The sequence below is a fragment of the Desulfurobacterium atlanticum genome, from assembly GCF_900188395.1.
Lineage (GTDB): Bacteria > Aquificota > Aquificia > Desulfurobacteriales > Desulfurobacteriaceae > Desulfurobacterium_A > Desulfurobacterium_A atlanticum.
Map to the genome: position 1 here is coordinate 87,788 of NZ_FZOB01000005.1, position 17,419 is coordinate 105,206.

Here is a 17,419-nt window from a genome sequence, read left to right on the forward strand (position 1 = left end):
CTATTTTGCCTCCTTGGGAGGATGAGGCCACCAACGTTTCCCGCCTATCAGCTCTTGAAGCTTAAATATAGCTTCAAACAGTGCTTCCGGCCTTGGAGGACAACCTGGAACATAAACATCTACAGGAATAAGCTTATCTATTCCTTCTATTATTCCGTACTGTTCTTTAAATACGAACGGTCCACCTGATATTGCACAGCTTCCGAAGGCTATAACCCATTTCGGATGAGGCATCTGCTCATACAACCTTACAATTGCAGGTGCCATCTTTTTTGAAATTGCTCCAGGAACTATCATTAAATCTGCCTGTCTTGGTGACGGCCTGAAAACTTCTGAGCCAAACCGTGCAAGGTCAAAGCGGCTCATTCCAGCTGCCATCATTTCAAGAGAACAGCAGGCAAGACCAAAAGCCATGGGCCAGATAGATAGAGAGCGGCACATCTCTATAAATTTTTCGGCTACTGCAAATCTTACAACCGGAGGAACAACTTCCGGTTTAATAAGCGGCTCTACTGTATGTGAATTTTCCTTGGCCATGTGAATACCCCTTTTCTAAGGAAGTAGATAACAGCTGCTCCGAGAATTCCTACAAAAATTAAAACGTCTATGAACGGCACTATTCCTGGAGCTTGCGGGTAAAAAACTGCTACCGGAAAAAGGTATAAAACATCAACATCAAAAGCGAGAAATATAAGGGCATAGAAGTAATAGTTTATTCCAAACTTGCCCCACGCATCGCCGTGAGGCACCATCCCACACTCATAAGAAGTGTATAAAAGTTCATCTTTGATTTTATGTGAAAGCATCTTTGAAGCCATTAAAGGACCGACAGCAAAACCGAGCCCACCAAGTAGAAATAGTATAATAGCCAAATGCAACCATGAAAATACCATACCTATCTCCCTTAAAAATTAGCATGTCTGAACATAATTTTTACAAAAATTTTACACCAAGTCAATAGTTGTAATTAATATTATTTTTTCTGCATATGGAATTTATTTAACGTGTATTTTTCCTTTTCCCTCTTTTACTACACCAACTTCTGAAAATTCTATTTGGTTATTTTTAAGTTCTCTTTCAAATTTTTCTGCGTGTTCTGGAGGAACAGAAATTAAAAGTCCCCCTGACGTTTGCGGGTCAAACAGAAGAAGTTTTAGCTCTTCTGAAATATGAGATGCGAAAGATACGTTGTCCCCCACATACTCAATATTTTCATACGTTGCTGCCGGCAGAAGCCCCATTTGAGCAAACTCAAAAGATTGAGGGAGAAAAGAGAAATTTTCACTAAAAATCTCCATATCAACATGGGAAAATTTTGCCATTTCAAAAGTGTGCCCTAAAAAGCCAAAACCTGTTATATCGGTGCAGGCGTTTGCACCGATTTTAGTCATAATTTCTGAAGCTTTTTTGTTTAGTGTTGACATTACTTTTGTCGCTTTTTCAACGGTTGTATCTTTAGCCATGTCAGCTTTTATTGCTGTTGTTATTACTCCTATACCAAGGGGTTTTGTGTAGTAAAGAATATCTCCCGGTCTGGCAGTTGAGTTTCTGATTATTTTTTCCGGGTGTGCTATTCCCGTTACAGATAGTCCATATTTTGTTTCAAGATCGTCAACGGTGTGTCCACCAATAAGGGATACTTCAGCTTCTTTTAGTTTATCAGCTCCACCCTGTAATATTTTGGGAAGAAGATTTTCTGGCACTTTACAGGAGGCAAACATTAGAAGGTTTATTGCGGTAATCGGCGTTCCTCCCATTGCGTATATATCTGATAGGGCGTTGGCAACGGCAATCTGCCCAAACATATAAGGGTCATCAACAACCGGAGTGATAAAATCGGCCGTTTGAATAAGAGCAATTCTGTCTGTCAATTTATAAACTCCGGCGTCTTCTGCCGTTTCAATACCTACAATAACGTCTTTATCCCTATAAATGCTCAGGTTGCTGAGCAGTTTCTCAAGCCCGACCGGGCTAAGCTTTGCTCCTCAGCCTGAAGCTCTTACAGTAGTTGTGAGCTTAAATTTTTCTTTCATACCTGACTTTTTCCTTTTCTTATGATTTGTTGGCATTTATAACAATAAGCTTTTCCACCAAAAATTTTCTTCCTATCCCAGCAGTAGAGAGCTTCCTTTTCAGAAATAGTTGCTTTACATTTTGCACAAAAATATTGACGTGGGGGTTTATAATCTGTGATTTTTTCTTTTATATTAAAATATTTATACCAGTTTACCTCGCTTTTCCTATGAAAACGAAGAAGTTTTCTTGCGAAGGTTTTTACAGTTTCTTCTGAGGAAAGTTTTACAATGTCCAGAATGATTCCTAAGTTTTCAGCATTTTTCTGTGTAATATTGTATATCTGATCTGCTTTAATTATAGAACTTGTATCAAATTTATCTTTTTGAGGTCTTTTAATGATTGTATTTGGATGAACAAGCACGTAAGAGAAATATCTTGGTTTGATTCTTATTCCGAAACTTACAGGAAGCAACTTTTCATTTTCTATTATCTCTTTTAAGAGAGCCTGATGGCGTAAATTCTGTTCTATAGGAGAAGGTATTCCAAATCTGCTTTTTTTATAGTGAATGATAAATTCACCTGTTTCTGTAATTTCTATTTTTTGTCCCATATTTTTTGTTTCAAGGATGTAAATGTGGAAAAGTCGGTTTATTAACAGATGGTCTATTTGAGCCACTCGCCCCTTGTATTCAAGTCTAAGGTCATGTAGGACAAACCAGTTTTTGGAATCTTTGAAGTAGAAGTTTATGAAGTAAGCAGCGTCTTTTTCTCCTTTTATTCCTTTTCTTATTCTGTAAAGCTCTCTTTCTATGAGAAAAATCTGTCGTTTTGTTAGGTCTTCCCTTTTCAAGAGTTTTTCCAGTTCTTCTATTTCTTTTTTTCTATAAGTGGCTTCTTTTATAATCATTCTTATCTACTCCCTGTGGTATGGAGTGTTTCTGATTATCTGAAATCCCCTATATATCTGTTCAAGTAGCACAATCCTTGCAATGTCGTGCTGCATTGTGAGTTTTGAAAGGGATAAAATCATATCGGAATTCTGCTTTACGGTTTCTGATAAACCATCAGCTCCACCTATTATAAAAGAAATATTAGGGTGCTTCTCTATAAGCTTTGAAAACTGTACAGAGTCCAACTCTTTTCCCCGTTCATCAAGTGCTATAGTAAATCCTTTTCGTTTTTTCAGTAAGAGATTTCCTTCTTCATCTTTTGTTCTCTGCTTTTTAATTTCAACAATTTCAAAATTGGTTAGTTTTTCTATCTTTGAACGGTAAAATTCCTGAACCTCTTTTAAGTGGTGCGGGATCTTCCCCACAGCTATCACTTTTAGCATGTTATAAGTTCTTCAACAGATATTTGAGGTGCATCTATCCATAGGTTTTCAAGACTGTAAAGTTCTCTTATTTCCGGTTTAAAGATATGAATTATTACATCTCCGTAATCTATAAGTATCCAGTTTGCAAGGTCATATCCTTCAATACTAACGGGAGTTATTCCTTCTTCTTTTAGCTTTTTTGTTATTTCGTCTGCAAGTGTTTTGCCGTGGGTATCTGATAAAGCGGAAACTATCAAAAAATAATCGGCAAGCGCCCCAAGCCCTGTAAGGTCAAGAATAACAGGCTCTTCAGCTTTTTTGTCAAGTGCCGTTTGAAGTGCAACTTTAAGTTTTTCAAAGGTATCCAAACTTTCTCCTCCAAAAAGATTTTCTCTTTTAATATATTACCAAATTCGGAGATTTATGAAATCAGCGGTGAAATGGCAGAGAAGAAAAGGGGGGAACTCCCCCTGTTTATTTTGACTTTTTAACTCTTTCGTTGAATGTTTTTACCGCACATAGGTTTCCACACATACTACAGGTTTCCTCATCTTTTTTAGGTGCTCTTTTTTCCCTGTATTCTCTTGCTTTATCAGGGTCTATGGCAAGTTCAAACTGTTTTTCCCAGTCAAGTTCATCCCTTGCTTTTGCCATCGCTACGTCCCAATCAATTGCCCCGGGAACACCTTTTACTATATCTGCTGCATGCCCTGCGATTTTTGAAGCTATGAGCCCTTCTCTAACGTCGTTTACATCAGGGAGAGCAAGATGTTCAGCTGGAGTAACATAGCAGAGGAAATCAGCACCGGCTTTTGCAGCTATTGCTCCACCTATTGCTGCAGTTATATGGTCGTATCCGGGAGCTATATCTGTAACAATTGGACCTAAAACATAAAACGGTGCTTCGTGACAGAGTCTTTTCTGAAGGATGATATTTGCCTCTACCTGATTTAAAGGAACATGGCCAGGACCCTCCACCATCACTTGAACATCGGCTTTCCTTGCTCTATCAACCAGTTCTCCGAGAGTTATAAGCTCCTCTATCTGGCACCTGTCTGTCGCATCAGCAAGACAACCAGGTCTCATTCCATCACCTAAAGAAAGGGTTACATCATATTTTTTTGCTATCTCAAGAAGTCTGTCATACTGCTCATATAGCGGATTTTCTTTCTCGTTGTAAACCATCCATTCTGCGATTAAAGAACCTCCCCTTGAAACGATGTTCATGATTCTTCCTTCTTTCTGAAGCCTTTCAAGGGAGGAAAGGGTCACACCACAGTGAACGGTTATAAAATCAACACCGTCCTTACAGTGCCTTTCTATTACATCAAACAGTTCGTCAGGTGTCATTTTCCCGATAAATTCATGTTTCTCTACAGCTTCAACAACAGCTTCATATATCGGAACAGTTCCCACCATTACCGGTGAATTTGCCACTATAACTTTTCTTGTTGTTTCAATATCTTTCCCTGTTGAAAGGTCCATAACAGCGTCTGTTCCATACTTAAGTGCAACTTTCAACTTTTCAAGTTCAAGTTGAAGATCCTCAATATCAGCAGAGGTTCCAAGATTAACATTAACCTTCGTTTTAAGCCCTTTTCCTATACCTTTAGGAATGAAATTTTTATCTTCTCTGTGGTAAATATTTGCAGGAATTACTATAGTTCCATCAATCAACCCCTGCACTATATAATCAACATCCCTTTTTTCATCTTCTGCTACTTTTTTAACTTCTATAGGAATATCACCCTTTTTAACAAGTTCAACGATAGTAGCCATTATTCCTCCACATTATGCTTTAACCTTTCAGCTATCTCTTTGGCTATTTTCTTACCTGACATAAGCATTCCACCAAACACCGGTCCCATTCTGTGAGAACCGCAAACGGCATTTGCCGCCATCCCGCTTACATAGATTCCAGGATACACTTCCCGACTGTTTTTGACGGTATCTTCTTCACCAACACTTGCCCAGAGCGGCTTTTCTCCAACCACGCATCCTGTTTTTGTGTCAAGTCTTATGCCAGCCTTTTTCTGAAGTGTGGAAACCACATACGCATCATGCCCTGTAGCATCTATCACAAATTTTGATTCTATTGTTAGAGGATCAACATGCATACCTGTTATCTCTACAGGAGTCCAGTTGATAACAAGACCGCAAACTCTGTAATCTCCATTCTCTTTTTTAAGAACAACATCTTCTACGGTTACTCCATTAAATACTTTCGCTCCTGCCTTTACAGCTTTTGAAGCTATTGTTGTTACAGCTTCTACTGAATCTGTCGTATAGTATCCTTCCTGAAATTTCTCATATCCAACATCAAACTCATCAAGGATTTCTCTTCCCATCTCCTGAACAACGATTTCGTTAAAGAGCATTGCACCGCCCCACATTCCGCCGCCGATAGAGAGCTTTCTTTCAAAAAGGGAAACTTTAAAGCCTTCTTTGGCAAGATAATATGCTGCTACAAGTCCAGATGGTCCACCACCAACAATTGCAACATCCACTTTTAGGTTTGAGAGGAGTTTGTTCATGAACCTTTCTACGATTGCCCTTGAAATTACTACTTCACTTAGTTCCATGCTTTTTTCCTCCTTTTTGTTTTAAAATAAAAAAGCCGCTAACAGTTAACTGTTAGCGGCTAAAATCTTTGCTTAAACCTCAAGATTTTAGCCGCTCCCTACGCCGGTATTACCCGGATCAGGTTCCAAGGGTTGCCTGCACTATGCAGGCTCTCAGGGACTCTTGTCCCACCCCTGCGGCTACAATTTTAATTTATCGGTAATTTAAAAATTTGCAACTTTTATACACACGGAGGAATTTCTATAAGTCCCAAGTTGCCGTCTTTACGTTTATAAAGCACTGCTGCTTTTTTTGTTTTTGCGTTACAGAAAACAACAAATTCTCTATTTGAACTTAAAAGCTTAACGGCAGCATCTTCAACGGTAATAGGTTTATAGAGCTCGGGCTCTACTTCTACAATTCTAATAGGTTTTTCAGTTGTTTCCTCTTCTATGAGAGAAAACTCTTTTATACCTTCTCTGTTGTGTCTTTTATTTTGAACTTTATCTTTCAATCTTCTTAACTGTTTTTCTGCTGCGTCAACTACTTCGTCTATGGATGTGTAAAGGTCATCTGTTTCTTTCTTTATCCTGATTGTATGGTCAAAAATGTTATAGATTACTATTTCTACAGAAGCTCTGTATTTTTCTTTAGATACGATTACATCTGCAAAAACTTCTTCTTTTGCACTTCCAAGATACTTTTCAAGTTTCCCGAATTTCTCGTTGATTATGGATTTTAGAGCATCTGTCAGGTCAAGGTCTTTTCCGATAATATTAAGCTTTAAGGTAGCCATACCCCATCCTCCTTTTTCTGGTCTTATATTTAAAGTATTACTAAATAAATGGTTTGGGAAGAGAGGATTTATGAAAAAAGCTTATTTGCTGTTTTCTGGAGGTCTCGATAGCATTATTGCAGCTAAACTTTTAAGGAATGCTGGATTTTCTGTCATAGGAGTTCATTTTAAAACACCGTTTTTTGGTAAAAGCGAAAAGGAGTTGAAAAAAGTTGCTGAAACTCTTAATATAGACCTTGAAATTATTGATATTACCGAAGAATTTTTCCCTGTTCTAAAGAACCCTCCTCACGGATACGGTAAGAATGTAAATCCTTGTATTGATTGTAAAGTACTTATGCTGAGAAAACTTAAAGAGATTGCTGGTGATGGGATTATCGCTACAGGAGAGGTTTTAGGCCAGAGACCTATGTCTCAAAGAGGCGATTCCTTAAAAAGAATAGAACGGATTGCAGGTCTTAAAGGAAGAGTTTTCAGACCCCTTTCAGCCAGGTTGCTTCCAGAGACAGTTTATGAAAAGGAAGGAATTATTAAAAGAGAGTATTTTCTTGATATTAAAGGTCGTTCAAGAAAACGTTATCCTGAGATAATAGAAAAGATAGGACTTAATATGGAGAATCTTCCAACGCCTGCAGGGGGGTGCCTTTTAACTGAACCTTCATTTGCTGGAAAGGTAAAAGATTTGATTACACATGACCAGCTAACTGTAAAAGATGCAGAGCTTTTAAAGATAGGAAGACATTTTCGTATAGGTAAAGGAAAGCTTGTTGTTGGAAGAAATAGGGAAGAGAACCCTAGATTAAAAGAGATATTTGAGGATGGAGAGATTTTATTATATACTGAAAGTGTACCAGGACCTACAGGTTTACTCAGGTGGGATAGTTCCGATTCAACTGTTGAGCAAGCTGCGATGATTGTTGCAAGATATTCTGACGGAAAGGACAGTGATAAAGTTTCTGTAATTGTTAAACAGAATGGGAAAGAGAAAAAGATGGAGGTTTCTCCAGGAATAGATGTTGCACCTTTCAGGGTAAATTGAATGTAGGGGGAAAAGATGCCGTTTTTTAAAAAAGTTCTTTATTCTACCGATTTTTCGCCGCTTGCCGGGTATGCTTTTGATTATGTTAAAAAGTTAAAAAGTGCGGGAATGGAAGAAGTTGTAGTTGTTCATGTGGTCAATGAACTTACCGTTGCACTTCCTGAAGGTGCTGACCTTTTAAAAGAAAAGGAGATAGTTGAAGTTCTTGATAAGGCAGACCGGGAATACCTGTTGAATGTTATTGAAAGAGCGAGTGTTATTAAAAATGAGCTTGAAAAAGCAGGTATTTCTGTGATTCTTAAAATAGTTGCTGGCTCAAATGCTGCTGAAATGATAGTCAGGATTGCTGAAGAGGAAAATGTTAATATGATTGTTATAGGGGCTCACGGAAAAGGATTTCTGAAGGAGCTTATACTCGGAAGTGTTTCTCTTGATGTTGTAAGGAAATCTAAATGTCCTGTTTTGCTTATTAAAAAGGGAGACTGATTAAAAACAGTTTGGTGGAGTGGGCTATGCCGATGTTTAAAAAGATTTTATACGCCACAGATTTTTCACCACTTGCAAGAGCGGCTATTGAGTATGTGAAAGGGCTTAAAGATGCCGGGGCGGAAGAGGTGGTGGTTGTTCATGTTATTGATGCAAAAACAACAGGTTTCCCTCAAGGTGTAAACTTGATGGAGAAAAAAACAGAGTTGATGTTTGAACTTCCTGAAAATGAAGCAAGACAGTTTCGTGAACTTATAGAGATGGCTTATAAGGTAAAAGAAGAAATTGAGGAGGAAGGATTGAAAGTAAAGATTTACTTAACAGCTGCTGCTGATTTTTCAGATAGAATTGTTGAAGTAGCACAGGATGAAGAGGCTAAAGTTATAGTTTTAGGTGCACATGGAAAAAGTTTTATTGAGGAGCTTGTTGTTGGAAGTGTTTCTCACGGTGTTATTGAAAAGTCAAAAGTGCCTGTGCTTGTTGTTAAAAAGGGAGAGTGATGGGGAAGGTTCTTGTTACAGGCGGAGCCGGATTTATAGGTTCTCATCTTGTAGAATCGCTTCTTGAAGAAGGAAGGGAAGTTGTTGTTTTTGATGATTTTTCCACCGGTAAAATGGAAAATCTTCCTGAAAATAGCAGATTAACAGTTTTAAAAGGGAATGTCGGGGAAAAAGAAAGGGTTGTTAATCTGTTTGATTCCTTCAAGTTTGACACGGTTTTTCATCTTGCCGCTGTCGCTTCTGTTGCAAAAAGTGTTGAAAATCCTGAAGAAACTCACAGAACAAACTTTGATGGAACGATGTATCTTCTTGACTGTTGTTTAAAGTTTTTCGTTTCCCGCTTTATATTTGCTTCCTCTGCAGCTGTTTACGGAGATTTACCCGGGCTTCCTAAAAAGGAAGATGACCCTGTTAAGCCTCAAACTCCTTATGCTGTTGATAAATATGCTTCTGAAAGGTATGTCCTAAATGCTTTTAACCTTTACGGATTAAAGACAAGTGCTCTCAGATTTTTCAATGTTTTTGGGCCGAGACAGGATCCTTTTTCTCCCTATTCGGGAGTGGTTTCAATTTTTGTGGATAGGGTTTTACGGTTTTTAAATGGAGAAAACGTTGAGATAACAATCTTTGGAGACGGAAAGCAGACAAGAGATTTTATATACGTGAAAGATGTTGTAAAGGCACTTTTACTTGTTGAGAAAAGTGAAGCTGCCTACGGAAAAGTTTTTAACACAGGGACAGGGAAAGAAACATCCCTCCTTGACCTTTTAAAATATATTGAAAATATAGCGGGGAAAATTCCACCTGTTAAATTTGCACCTGCGAGGAAAGGGGATATAAAACATTCCTGTGCAGATATATCCAATCTGAAAAAAATCGGTTTTTCACCTTCTTTTACTGTTCAGGAGGGGTTGAAACTGCTTTTTGAGTGTGAGATGGAAAAGTAATTTTTACCCACTTCAAAAATTACTTTCCGATGCAAAATGTTGAAAATATAATATCCAGCATATCTTCAACGGTTCTTTTCCCTGTTATTTCACCTATTACGTCTATTGCGTCGTCAAGGTCTATTGAGAGGAATTCTGGAGATTGAAAGCCCTTTTCAAGACTTTCAAGAACCTTTTTTAAGCTTTTAAGAGCTTTTTCTAAAAGTTTTTTGTGCCGTTCGCTTGTTATCATCGTTTCACTTTCTTTGAAAAGTGTTTCAGGTTCAAGAAGGAGTTTGTTCATTATTTTTTCTGTAAGTTTGTCTATGCCTTCTCCGGTCTTGGCGCTTATGGTGATACATTCTTTCTTAAACTCTTTACAGGAGACTTTCAAAGGCATGTCTGCTTTGTTGATTACAACGATTGTGTTGGGATTATCTTTTACAAGACTGTAAATTTTCCGGTCTTCTTCTGTAAATCCTTGAGCTCCGTCAATTAAAAACAGAACAATATCTGCCTCTTTAAGTTTTTCAATGGAGCGGGCGATTCCTATCTGTTCAACTTTATCTTTTGCATCTCTTATACCTGCTGTGTCTATGAGCCTTACAGGAATGCCTTTAAGTGTTATGGATTCTTCTATAATATCCCTTGTTGTTCCTGGAATGTCGGTTACTATTGCTCTTTCATCTCTTAAAAGAGCATTTAAAAGGGAAGATTTCCCAACGTTTGGTTTTCCGACGATGGCTATTTTTATCCCTTCTCTTACAATTTTTCCCTCATCATAAGTTTTAAGGAGATTTTCAATCTCTTTTATAGATTTTTCTATCTCTTCTTTTACTTTTGCCGATTCTATTATTTCAATGTCTTCTTCTGGGAAATCAACGGCTGCTTCTATCAGGGCTTTTAAGTTGAAGAGATTGTCCATTATCTCTTTAATTTTTTTGCTAAGCGTTCCTTTGAGATGATTTACCGCTACTTTAAGCGAGAGTTCACTGTTTGCATTTATTATTTCGTTTATCGCTTCAGCCTGAACAAGGTCTATCCTTCCGTGGATAAATGCTCGTTTTGTAAACTCTCCCGGTTCTGCAAGGCGGGCACCGAGAGAAAGGACGGTCCTTAAAATTTTTCTGACAACATATATCCCGCCGTGGGAGTGGATTTCAACAACATCTTCTCCGGTGAAAGTTTTAGGAGCTTTCATATAAACTGCTAATATTTCGTCTATTGTTTCCCCTTTAGTGTCAACTGCGATTCCGTAGTGCATTTTTCTATCTTCAAATGTTTCTTTCTTTTTTCCGCTTTTCATTCTGAATATTTTTTTAAGTATCGGTAAGGCTTCTTTTCCCGAAATTCTAACGATTCCTATGGCTCCTTTTCCTATCGGGGTGCTTATTGCTGCTATTGTGTCTTCACAGAGATAATCTTTCATGCTTTTATCCCTTTTTCTTCAAGTATTTTCTTTACTTCAGGATTTTGCTCTGCAAACTGTTTTATGAAGTCTATAAACTCCTGTTCATTCATCCGCTTTATTCCAAGCTTTTCTGCTCTGGCAAGTTTTGAACCGGGATTTTCTCCTACAACGACAAAAGATGTTCTTTTTGTGACAGAATTTGTAGGGTTTCCTCCTAAAAGTTCAATAATCTTCTGGGCTTCTTTTCTTGTAAAGTGTTCAAGTTCTCCTGTAAATACAACATTCTGGCCTTCAAGTGGTTTTGGTAGTTCCTCTTCTTTCTCTTCCTCTTCTGTTCTTTCAAATTTAAATCCGACCTCTTTTAGTTTATTTATCATTTCCACATTTTTTTCAGCTTTGAAAAAGTTTTTTATACTTGTTGCTGTGATTGGTCCTATGCCGGGAATGTTTGCAAGTTCTTCAAACGGTGCGTTCATCAGTTCGTCAAGGTTTTTAAATTTCTTTGCAAGTAGCATTGCTGTTTTTTCCCCAACGTGTCTTATTCCAAGGGCTGTTAGCTTTTTGTAAAATTCAGCATTTTTTGATTTTTCTATCTGGGATAGGAGATTTTCCACTTTTTTAGTTCCCCATCCCGGGAGCTTTAGCAGTTCATTTTTATCAATTGTGTAAAGGTCGGCAATGTTTTTTACAAATCCTTTTTTTGTAAGTAGATTTGCCGTTGACTCACCAAGTCCTTTTATATCAAGCACCTTTCCCCAGTAGATAAGGTGTTCTTTTAGTTGTGCCGGGCAGTTTATGTTGGGACATCTCGGGACGGCTTCGTCAAGCTCGTGAACAACAGGAGAGCCGCATTCAGGGCATGTTTTTGGTAATTCTACAGGCTTTTCATTGCCAGTTCTTCTCTCTTTTACCGGTGCCACTATGTAGGGAATAGTTTCTCCTGCTCTTTCAACAAGAACGTAATCACCTATTCTTATATCTTTTCTTTTTATCTCATCTGGATTAAAAAGGGAAGCTCTTGATACAACTACTCCACCCACTTCAACAGGTTCAAGTACGGCAACAGGTGTAAGGGCTCCCGTTCTTCCTACCTGCCATATCACATCTAAAAGTTTTGTTACAGCCTGCTTTGCCGGAAATTTATATGCAACTGCCCATCTTGGATGGTGAAGGGTTTCGCCAAGCTTTTCCCATGCACAGGTGTCGTTAACCTTCACCACCATTCCATCAGCTTCAAAATCCCAGGATTCCCTTTCCTCCTGACACTTCATTATGTAGTCAATTACCTCTTCTATTCCGTTGCAAAGCTTACTTAATGGAGATACTTTAAAGCCACAATCTCTTAAAATGTTCAAAGCATCCCAGTGGGTTTTTATGTCTTTGCATAGTTTCTTCGGTTCACTGTAAAGAATAAAATAGGTGTAGCAGTCAAGGTTCCTTTTTGCAACTTCCTGGGGGTCTTTTAGTCTCATCGTGCCGGCTGCTGCGTTTCTTGGGTTTGCAAAGAGCGGAAGTCCCGCTTTTTCTCGCTCCTTATTAAGCTTTTCAAAAACACTTCTTGGCATGATTATTTCACCGCGGATGGAGATAAGTTTGATGCCGTATTTTGAAAAAGGTGCTTTCAATGGGATTGATTTTATGGTTTTTACATTTAAAGTAACATCTTCACCGACAATTCCGTCTCCCCTTGTTACACCTCTTACGAAGGTGTCATTTTCATACACAAGTTCAATACTTGCTCCGTCAAATTTTGGTTCTACTACATATTCAACCTTATCAACCCCAAGGGTGGTTCTTACTTTTCTGTCCCACTCTTTCAGATCTTCTGGAGAGTAGGTGTTTTCAAGAGATGTCATTTCGGCAAGATGTTTAACTTTTTGAAACTCTCCGGTAAATGCCGGTGCTATTCTCTGAGTTGGAGAGTCGGGTGTTATAAGTTCGGGAAATTTCCTCTCTATGGATTCAAGAGCGTGGAACAGCTTATCATACTGGTAGTCTGATATTACAGGATTTGCTTCCACATAGTATTTATAATCGTGGTAACGTATAACTTTTCTTAAATCTTCCGCAAATTTTTCGGCTTCCTCTCTGGTGATTTTATCTATGAAATTTTTTCTGTCTATTTTCTTTAGAAGCTGGTCTGTAAGTTTTTGCATCTCCAGCTCTTCTGATACTGTGTATCTCATGGCTATCTCTCCTTCCTGATGACTTAAAACCTATAAAAATAATAGCCTCTTTTGGTAAGATTTGAAAGTGTAAATCGGGAAGTAGGAGAGTTTATTATGAGATACGGTGTAGTTGGAGTTGGTGGTGTAGGCGGTTTTTATGGTGGAATGCTGGCAAAGGGAGGATTTGAAACGGTTTTTGTTACAAAACAAAGATATCTATCGGTTTTTAAAGATAAAGGACTTACTGTGGAAAGTTATAAACACGGGAAATTTACTGTAAAGGAATCTGGAAAAGTTGTTTTTACAGATTCTTATGATGTGCTTAAAGATTGTGATGTGGTGCTTTTGTGTGTAAAGTCTTATGATACTGAAAGTGTTGTGCAAGAACTTTCAAAGGTTAACGGTGATTTTGCAGTTGTTTCTGTTCAAAACGGAATAGAGAATGAGGAGATAATAGGCAGGTATCTTGGTGATGATAGAGTTATAGGTGCAACGGCTTTTATCGGTTCTTATCTTAAAGAGCCTGGTGTTATAGTTCATGAGGCGGCGGGGCTTCTTGAGATAGGTGAGATTGATGGGAAAATTTCTGACAGGATAAAGCATATTGCAGCGGACATGGAAAAGGCCGGGATAGATGTAAGGATATCAAAAGATATTAATTACACTCTGTGGAAAAAGTTGTTGTGGAACGTTGCATTTAATCCATATTCTGTTGTTACCGGAGTGACGGTTGGTCAGATGCTTGAGTTTGAATATACCCGTTCTATTTTAAAGAACCTGATGCTTGAGTGTAAAAAGGTAGCTGCTGCTTATGGAATATCGCTTAAGGATTCCACCATTGAAGGGTATCTTAAATCTTCTTCTGACCTTAGAGAATATAAAACTTCAATGCTTCTTGATTTTGAAAGAGGGAAACCTATAGAGATAGAAGGGATAACAGGAGCATTGATAAGGAAGGCAAAGAGAAAAGGAATGAAAATTCCTTATAATGAATGTGTTTATGGGACTGTGAAGTTTTTTGATTTACAGAGAAAAATCTAAATACTGTTATGATAGAATTTCTGAAATTTTAAAGAGGGTATAGGTTTGGCAAAGGATAGAGTGCAGATAATAGTTATAGAGGATGAGTTAGGGGAGTATAAAACTTATACCATTTCTCCGAAAAAAATTAAAAGAGTCATTTTTCTGTTTTTCTGCTTTTTCCTTTTTGTAGGTTATGTTGCAATTACTTCAACTTTAAAGCTTAAAAATGTTGCCAGAGAGAATATGAAACTTAAAGAGCATCTTGCCGCTGTTTCTTCTCAAAATGAGAAGTTAGAAGAAGAGGTGGTGAAGTTAACAGAGGAAAGAGATAAAGTTGTTAAGGCACTTTCACAGCGGGTTAAGATGATAGATACGATTATGAAAACTGCCGGAATTAAGAAAAGTTTAAAATCCGGTAACGGTGGAGAAGGGGGAGTTTATATTCCGATTGAAAAGATGGATGTGGAGCAGTTTTATCAGTCCCTTGATACTGTTGATGAGATGATAGATACTTTGAGAATATATCCCTTTGGAGTCCCAGCTTACGGAAAAATATCGTCAAAATTTGGTATGCGAGTTGATCCTTTTACTCATCTTCTTGCGTTTCATCCTGGAGTTGATATTTCCAATAAACCTGGAACTCCTGTTCGTGTAACTGCGGATGGAAAAGTGGTTCAGGTCGGCAGATGGGCAGGTTGGGGTAAAATAGTGGTTGTCAGACACCCTTCAGGTTATAAAACTGTTTATGCTCATTTAAGGAAGATTTATGTTAAAAAAGGTCAGAAAGTGAAGCTTGGACAGGTTATAGGAGAGATGGGTAATACTGGAAGAAGTACAGGTCCGCATCTACATTATGGAGTAATGAAAGATAATAGATGGATTAATCCGATGAAATTTCTGGAGGTTGCAGGGAATGTTTGGAAAAGGAGATAAGAAAGAGATTAAACCAAAAAAAGACTACAGCTCTTCGGAGATAAAAAGTATTCTTTCAAAAGAACTGAAAGTGTCAGGAAATATAAAGGCTGAAGGCAAGGTAAGAATTGACGGTCAGATAGAAGGGGATATTGAAGGTGATTTTGTGATACTTGGTGCTTCTGCTGTTGTAAACGGAAATGTTAATGCTGATGTTCTTATTCTTCAGGGGACGGTAAAAGGTAATATTTACGCTCAAACACTTGAGCTTAAATCAACTGCTGTTGTTGAGGGGGAGATTTTTGCTAAAGATTTTGTTGTAGAGAAAGGGGCAAGTGTTTCTGGAAAGGTTTCTTCAGGTAAATTTGCAGAAAAGTCGTTTAATCAGGCTTCCAGTATTTCAGAGAGCGGTAAACAGTAATATTTATCGGTATCAACCATAAGCACCGGAGTTGACTCCATATATTCTATAAACTCTTTTAATTTAACAGTTCCTTTTACAAAAAAAGCCCTTCCGCCTTTTGGAAGTCCGTAAGGTTTAATGTCCTTTATTCTTATGTATCCTACTCCTTTTATTGAAAAGTATCCGGTTGTGTAATCCGGGTCGTCGGATATGCACAGTTCTGCTATTACGTTTTTGTGGTGGAGAACCTTTGTTGAAAGAATCACCGCATCTTTCATGTTCGGTGTGAATCTGTCTCCCGTTATTTTTTTAAGTTTTTCAAAAGCTTCTTGAGTTATGTCCATGTAGGAAGCCCTTATCCCTCTGAACTTATCAGGTTCAAGTCTCACTCCTGTTAGTATATCTACTACCATAGCTCCTCTCATCACTCTGCCAGATGGAGAAGCACCACTTATTAGTGCTTTATAGACAGAAAATCCTACACTTTCGTCAATATTTGCTTTCTGGAAAAGTTTTGACAGAATCTCTTTTAAAGTATAATTCCTTTGGTCTTCTATTTCATAAATGGAAAGAAGTTTAAGAGGGATGGGTTCCTTTTCAAGCAGCTCTATTTTGATGTTTATCAGGTCAGGTTTACCTTTTGAATGATTTAACGCTCTCTGGGACAGCTGCTTTGTAATTTCTGGAATCTGTTGCTCCTGTGCTATTCTTTCAGCTCCTGAGATGTGCTCTCCGCTTCTACATGCCCGCATTTTTATACTGAAAAGCTTTTTACCTTTCAATTTTCACCCTTACTCCTTCAGGGAAGTAGTTTGTTCTGCATGGGAATGGAATTTCTATATTGTGTTCTTTAAACAGTTTATCAATCTTTTCATTTATCTGCGATTTTACTCTGTAGGCTATGTCTTTCTTTTTAACATAGTAAAATGCCTGAAATATTAGTGCAGAATCACCAAAATCTATGAAAAACACTGAAGGAGGAGGATTTTGAAGAACATCCGGGGTGGATGTTATAGCTTCTATAATGAGTTTTTTAACAAGTTCAACATCACTGCCGTAAGCTACTCCGATTTTTATAGAATCTTTAAATTTTGCATCGGGATAAAGGGCGTTTTCTATAACACCTTCTGTAAGTTTTGAGTTTGGAACTATTATGAGATTGTTCCCTGCAATTGTGATGATTCTTGTTGTTCTAAGTCCTATGTCGTAAACGTAGCCGTCAACGTCAATGTCTTTTATGTAAACTCTATCCCCTATTCTGAATTGTCTGTCTGTAACAAGAAGAATACCTGATATAAAGTTTTTTATTGTGTCTTGAGCAGCAAGACCAACAGCAAGAGAACCAACACCAAGGGATGTTATTAAAGAGGTAACATTAAATCCGAGTTTATCAAGAAGTATTATGAAAGCTACAAAAACTATAAATATTTTGGTTACTTTTGAAATCATTGAAAAATATGTTTCTACAAGCGGTTCTTCTGAAATGGGAACGGTTTTTTTTGTTTTTTCACTCATGTAGTTGATAACCATGTCAACCAGCTTTAAAATTCCAAAAGTTGCAAGACCTATGTAAAGGCAGTAAGCTGTTATGTCTATAGCCTTTCTCCAGAAAGGTGGCAGATTAAACTGAAGCACCCCCATATGAAACAGAAAGGTTGCCAGTATGTAGGTAATAATTGTTGAAAACTCAAGGGTTAATTTTTCTCCCTTCGTTATCTTTTTATCTTTTGCAAACTGTTTTAAAAGGATTTTATTTATTGTCGGACGAAGTTTTATGATAATAACAGAAGAGATTATGAAAATCAGTGGAGGAAGATATTTTAAAACTTTTTCTGCTTCAAAATAAAAGTTCATTCTTCCTC

At 37.7% G+C, this 17,419-nt stretch carries 20 protein-coding genes and 1 riboswitch; of the genes, 7 read left to right on the top strand and 13 right to left on the bottom strand.

The window, feature by feature from the left end:
* From CHB58_RS04860 to hpf, 9 genes are all read right to left on the bottom strand, one after another.
* Positions 1-537, bottom strand: coding sequence for an NADH-quinone oxidoreductase subunit B (locus CHB58_RS04860; RefSeq protein ID WP_089322984.1), 537 nt, complete (start codon positions 535-537; stop codon positions 1-3).
* Positions 510-893, bottom strand: a complete 384-nt coding sequence (locus CHB58_RS04865; RefSeq protein WP_089322985.1) for an NADH-quinone oxidoreductase subunit A — start codon at positions 891-893, stop codon at positions 510-512. Before CHB58_RS04865 ends, CHB58_RS04860 begins: the two co-directional genes overlap by 28 nt.
* 102 nt (positions 894-995) lie before the next feature.
* Positions 996-2,033, bottom strand: a complete 1,038-nt coding sequence (gene selD, locus CHB58_RS04870) for a selenide, water dikinase SelD (RefSeq protein ID WP_089322986.1) — start codon at positions 2,031-2,033, stop codon at positions 996-998.
* Entirely contained in the window at positions 2,030-2,923 is an 894-nt protein-coding gene (locus tag CHB58_RS04875) for a nuclease-related domain-containing protein (RefSeq protein WP_089322987.1), read from the bottom strand. The genes selD and CHB58_RS04875 overlap by 4 nt, the downstream gene beginning before the upstream one ends.
* A gap of 6 nt (positions 2,924-2,929) precedes the next feature.
* A complete protein-coding gene (locus CHB58_RS04880; protein ID WP_089322988.1) occupies positions 2,930-3,349 on the bottom strand; it encodes a 23S rRNA (pseudouridine(1915)-N(3))-methyltransferase RlmH in 420 nt (139 codons plus the stop codon).
* The gene (gene rsfS / locus CHB58_RS04885) at positions 3,343-3,699 is read right to left on the bottom strand and encodes a ribosome silencing factor (RefSeq protein WP_089322989.1); all 357 of its coding nucleotides are present in this window, start codon (positions 3,697-3,699) and stop codon (positions 3,343-3,345) included. The genes CHB58_RS04880 and rsfS overlap by 7 nt, the downstream gene beginning before the upstream one ends.
* A 106-nt stretch (positions 3,700-3,805) precedes the next feature.
* Complete coding sequence (gene thiC, locus CHB58_RS04890) at positions 3,806-5,110, bottom strand: phosphomethylpyrimidine synthase ThiC (RefSeq protein ID WP_089322990.1); 1,305 nt, start codon at positions 5,108-5,110, stop codon at positions 3,806-3,808.
* A complete protein-coding gene (locus tag CHB58_RS04895; protein ID WP_089322991.1) occupies positions 5,110-5,913 on the bottom strand; it encodes a sulfide-dependent adenosine diphosphate thiazole synthase in 804 nt (267 codons plus the stop codon). The genes thiC and CHB58_RS04895 overlap by 1 nt, the downstream gene beginning before the upstream one ends.
* A 78-nt stretch (positions 5,914-5,991) precedes the next feature.
* Positions 5,992-6,099, bottom strand: a riboswitch (TPP riboswitch).
* 35 nt (positions 6,100-6,134) lie between these two features.
* On the bottom strand, positions 6,135-6,689 hold the full coding sequence (gene hpf / locus CHB58_RS04900; protein ID WP_089322992.1) for a ribosome hibernation-promoting factor, HPF/YfiA family: 555 nt from the start codon (positions 6,687-6,689) through the stop codon (positions 6,135-6,137).
* Positions 6,690-6,759: 70 nt separating this feature from the next.
* Here hpf and CHB58_RS04905 point away from each other — a divergent pair, with 70 nt between their 5' ends.
* From CHB58_RS04905 to CHB58_RS04920, 4 genes are read left to right on the top strand one after another with little or no spacing between them, the layout of a single operon-like run.
* Positions 6,760-7,728, top strand: a complete 969-nt coding sequence (locus tag CHB58_RS04905; RefSeq protein WP_089322993.1) for a DUF814 domain-containing protein — start codon at positions 6,760-6,762, stop codon at positions 7,726-7,728.
* Positions 7,729-7,743: 15 nt separating this feature from the next.
* Positions 7,744-8,214, top strand: coding sequence for a universal stress protein (locus CHB58_RS04910; protein WP_089322994.1), 471 nt, complete (start codon positions 7,744-7,746; stop codon positions 8,212-8,214).
* A 26-nt stretch (positions 8,215-8,240) separates the two neighbouring features.
* Entirely contained in the window at positions 8,241-8,714 is a 474-nt protein-coding gene (locus CHB58_RS04915) for a universal stress protein (protein WP_089322995.1), read from the top strand.
* The gene (locus CHB58_RS04920; RefSeq protein ID WP_089322996.1) at positions 8,714-9,661 is read left to right on the top strand and encodes an NAD-dependent epimerase/dehydratase family protein; all 948 of its coding nucleotides are present in this window, start codon (positions 8,714-8,716) and stop codon (positions 9,659-9,661) included. The genes CHB58_RS04915 and CHB58_RS04920 overlap by 1 nt, the downstream gene beginning before the upstream one ends.
* Before the next feature lie 19 nt (positions 9,662-9,680).
* Here the strand turns inward: CHB58_RS04920 and mnmE are convergent, their stop codons facing one another.
* Both mnmE and ligA read right to left on the bottom strand, forming a co-directional pair.
* Entirely contained in the window at positions 9,681-11,069 is a 1,389-nt protein-coding gene (gene mnmE, locus CHB58_RS04925) for a tRNA uridine-5-carboxymethylaminomethyl(34) synthesis GTPase MnmE (RefSeq protein ID WP_089322997.1), read from the bottom strand.
* Positions 11,066-13,237: an NAD-dependent DNA ligase LigA gene (gene ligA / locus CHB58_RS04930; protein WP_089322998.1), complete on the bottom strand. Its 2,172-nt coding sequence runs from the start codon at positions 13,235-13,237 to the stop codon at positions 11,066-11,068. The genes mnmE and ligA overlap by 4 nt, the downstream gene beginning before the upstream one ends.
* A gap of 96 nt (positions 13,238-13,333) precedes the next feature.
* On the opposite strand from ligA, the gene CHB58_RS04935 reads away from it, so the two are divergent.
* The 3 genes from CHB58_RS04935 to CHB58_RS04945 are packed head-to-tail and all read left to right on the top strand — an operon-like array spanning position 13,334 to position 15,575.
* On the top strand, positions 13,334-14,260 hold the full coding sequence (locus CHB58_RS04935) for a ketopantoate reductase family protein (RefSeq protein ID WP_089322999.1): 927 nt from the start codon (positions 13,334-13,336) through the stop codon (positions 14,258-14,260).
* A 45-nt stretch (positions 14,261-14,305) separates the two neighbouring features.
* Positions 14,306-15,175, top strand: a complete 870-nt coding sequence (locus tag CHB58_RS04940; RefSeq protein ID WP_089323000.1) for a M23 family metallopeptidase — start codon at positions 14,306-14,308, stop codon at positions 15,173-15,175.
* Entirely contained in the window at positions 15,156-15,575 is a 420-nt protein-coding gene (locus CHB58_RS04945) for a bactofilin family protein (protein ID WP_089323001.1), read from the top strand. The genes CHB58_RS04940 and CHB58_RS04945 overlap by 20 nt, the downstream gene beginning before the upstream one ends.
* On the opposite strand, the gene CHB58_RS04950 is transcribed toward CHB58_RS04945, so the two are convergent.
* Positions 15,539-16,339: a 6-carboxyhexanoate--CoA ligase gene (locus CHB58_RS04950; RefSeq protein WP_089323002.1), complete on the bottom strand. Its 801-nt coding sequence runs from the start codon at positions 16,337-16,339 to the stop codon at positions 15,539-15,541. The genes CHB58_RS04945 and CHB58_RS04950 overlap by 37 nt on opposite strands.
* Complete coding sequence (locus CHB58_RS04955) at positions 16,329-17,411, bottom strand: mechanosensitive ion channel family protein (RefSeq protein ID WP_089323003.1); 1,083 nt, start codon at positions 17,409-17,411, stop codon at positions 16,329-16,331. Before CHB58_RS04955 ends, CHB58_RS04950 begins: the two co-directional genes overlap by 11 nt.
* Between the last annotated feature and the right edge of the window lie 8 nt (positions 17,412-17,419).